Annotated in this window: 2 protein-coding genes and 1 pseudogene; 1 reads left to right on the top strand and 2 read right to left on the bottom strand. The window is 72.1% G+C overall.

The window, feature by feature from the left end:
- The first annotated feature begins 184 nt into the window (after window positions 1-184).
- Window positions 185-1,546, top strand: coding sequence for a GON domain-containing protein (locus D7W81_RS13340; protein ID WP_158621584.1), 1,362 nt, complete (start codon window positions 185-187; stop codon window positions 1,544-1,546).
- A 3-nt stretch (window positions 1,547-1,549) separates the two neighbouring features.
- On the opposite strand, the gene D7W81_RS13335 is transcribed toward D7W81_RS13340, so the two are convergent.
- The gene (locus tag D7W81_RS13335; RefSeq protein ID WP_120555742.1) at window positions 1,550-2,374 is read right to left on the bottom strand and encodes a GNAT family N-acetyltransferase; all 825 of its coding nucleotides are present in this window, start codon (window positions 2,372-2,374) and stop codon (window positions 1,550-1,552) included.
- A gap of 40 nt (window positions 2,375-2,414) precedes the next feature.
- Window positions 2,415-2,757, bottom strand: a pseudogene (locus D7W81_RS13330) (hypothetical protein); the annotation flags it as partial.

The raw sequence follows: 2,757 nt of genomic DNA, 5'->3' as shown, positions 1-2,757 counted from the left end.
CAGGCCGCCTCCCGGGAGGAGCCCGTGCGCGTGCCAGGACTGGCACGTTCGCGGGGCCGTCCCCTCGTCAGGAGGCGCCTGTGTCCACGCAACGTCCCGGAATTCCATCCAGGAAGCCCTGGCGGCCCGCGTGGCCCCGACCTTGCCATGGGAAGGCTCCGCAACCCCAAGGAGCCTCATCCCCATGAACCCCCTGAAGTCCTCCGCCGTGTCCTCCGCCGTCCCCCGCTCCTCGCGCCGCGCGAGGGCCCTGACCTGGAGCGTCCTGGTGCTCGCCGCCGCGGGCTGTGGTGCCAGCGACAACGCCAGCCCCAGCACCCCGGCGGAGCGCGCCCAGACACTCACCGCGCTGCCCACGAGCTGCCTGGACATCCGGACCGCCCGGCCCGGGACGCCGGACGGCTACTACGTGCTGTACGTGGCCGGTGACGTCACCGCGTCCTGGACCGCCTACTGCCACGACATGGCCGGCACGCCCAGGGAGTACCTCGCCCTGCCGCGCAAGGAGCCCGGCTCCAACTTCTCGCAGTACACCGCGGGCGGCGCCTCGTCCGGCACCGACGTCCGCACGTCCTACTTCCAACTGCGCATCGACCCCTCGACCCTGCGCGTGGACACCGCGGACCAGACCTTCGCCACTTCCACGGGCGAGCTGATGCACTCGCCGGACACCGTCACCTCCATGCCCTACGGCGTGGCCATGGCGTGCGGCGGCGGACAGGGCGTGGGCCGCATCGACCTCCGGGGCACCCCGTTCACGGTGGACGCGGAGGCGTTCGGCGTGGGCGGCGCGAGCGCGGCCGGCGCCGCCGTCTCCAGCGAGGACGGCCAGGTCGTCGACCTGTCCGGCGACGGCTTCTGCGGCTGGGTGGGCCTCGTGGGCAGCTACAACCCCTACAACCAGCAAGGGGGCGCGCTCCAGCTCCACTACCGTGGAGGGGACCGTCCCGCGACGTGCCAGGACATCCGGGCCGCCCGCCCCGGCGCGCCGGACGGCGAGTACGCGCTGTTCGTGAACAAGGACCCGCTGAAGCGCTGGACGGCGTGGTGCAAGGACATGGTCAGCACGCCCAGGGAGTACCTCGTCCTGGCGCACACCGAGGACGGCGCCAACTATTCGCAGTACACGGCGGGAGGGAACTCGCCGGGCACCGACGTGCGGACCCGGTACACGCGCGTCCGGCTGAACCCCGTCACCCTCGCCGTGGACACCGGGGACCAGACCTTCGCGACGTCCACCGGCGCGCTCAAGCACGTCAACAGGGAGCCGGTGACGGCCATGACCTACGCGGCGGCCATGGGGTGCAGCCGCACGGGCCTGGCCAACGTGGACCTGCGGGGCACGCCGTTCTCCGTGCCCACGGGCAGCATCGGCCGCGCTGGCCCATCGAGCGAGTCCTCGTGGTGGGCGTTCCACGACAACAACCAGGTGGTGGAGATGCACGGCTACGGCGGCTGCGGCTGGGTGGGCCCTCAGGGCAGCTACAACCCGTTCAACCAGAACGGCGCGCTGCTGCCCCTCGCGTACACCGTGCCGCAGCCGTAGCCCTCAGGGCGAGGGCACCAGCCCCGCGCCGGGCTTCACCAGCACGGCGCGCGAGTAGGCCATCTGGAAGCCCATGCGCATGGCGTTGCGCTCCGTGGGGATGCCGGGCGAGGACATGATGACCGCCAGGTCGCTGCCCTTCTCCAGCCCCCGCGCCAGCCGCGCGGCGATGAGCGCCTGCTGCACGCCGCGCCGCCGGTACGCGGGCAGTACCGACGTGCCGAACAGGGACGTGAGCCCGTCGCTCACCTCGCAGGAGCCGGCCCCCGCCGCCACGCCGTCGATCCACGCCACGTACGCGTCCGAGTTGGGGTTGCGCGCCGCCTTCAAGCCCATCTCCAGGAACACCTCCGGCATCGACTCGCCCTCCGGGACGAAGCCACTGCCGGCGACGTCCACGAACCTGCGCACCGCCGCGTCGTCGGACGGATCCACCCGTTCGACGCGCAGCTCCGGGGGCGAGCCCTGTGCCAGCCGCGACAGGTCCTCCCCCGCCCGCAGCGGCCGGTACAGCACCGTCTCGAACTCGCGCAACACGAAGCCCCGGTCCGCCAGCCCCTTCAGCAGGGGCTGCGGCGCGAAGGGGCTCAGCTCCGCCTTGGGCTCCACCCCGCGCGAGGCGAAGAAGTCCACCAGCGCATCCAGCTCCGCGTCCGTGACGGCGCGCTCGAACCCGTAGCCACACGACTTGTTGATGTACGAACCCACTCCGCCGAACGCCATCCAGCCGTCAGCGAGCGGCGCGGAGGCCGTCGCCAGCGCCACCGCGGAAGTGGCCTGCTTGCCTTCGAACCGCCGCGCGATCTCCACCAAGTTCACGTCGTTCATCCAGCCCGTTTACTCCTCAAGGGATGGGAGGCAAAGCCAATCACCGCGGCATTTCTTCAGGCGGCGGAGGGGACAGCAGTCCGTCCAGCACGCCGTAGGCGTAGAGCGCCGCGAAGGCGTAGGCCCCCACGAGATAGGAGACATTGAAGGCGCGGGCCGTGGGTGCATCGCCCGCCGAGTAGCGGCCGTCGGATCCGCGCAGGGACAGGGCCACGCCCAGGGAGACGGCGGACACGGCGAACGTCGTGCCCTGCCCCACCGCGAGCACGGTGCCCTTGGCCCGCTGGCCATGCACGAGGTGGCCCACGCCGAACGGCACCAGGTACCACCCCTGCGAGGCCGGGCGGGACTCGACGAGGACGGGGACGGGGGCGGCGCTGGAG

It is taken from the genome of Corallococcus aberystwythensis, assembly GCF_003612165.1.
In the GTDB taxonomy this organism is placed as follows: domain Bacteria; phylum Myxococcota; class Myxococcia; order Myxococcales; family Myxococcaceae; genus Corallococcus; species Corallococcus aberystwythensis.
Note: the sequence above shows the minus strand (reverse complement) of the source record. Positions and strands in the feature narration are given on the sequence as shown.

Excerpts from the sequence above, each read along its gene's own strand:
- D7W81_RS13340 (WP_158621584.1), top strand. The coding sequence starts at position 185 with ATGAACCCCCTGAAGTCCTCCGCCGTGTCCTCCGCCGTCCCCCGCTCC.
- D7W81_RS13335 (WP_120555742.1), bottom strand. The coding sequence starts at position 2,374 with ATGAACGACGTGAACTTGGTGGAGATCGCGCGGCGGTTCGAAGGCAAG.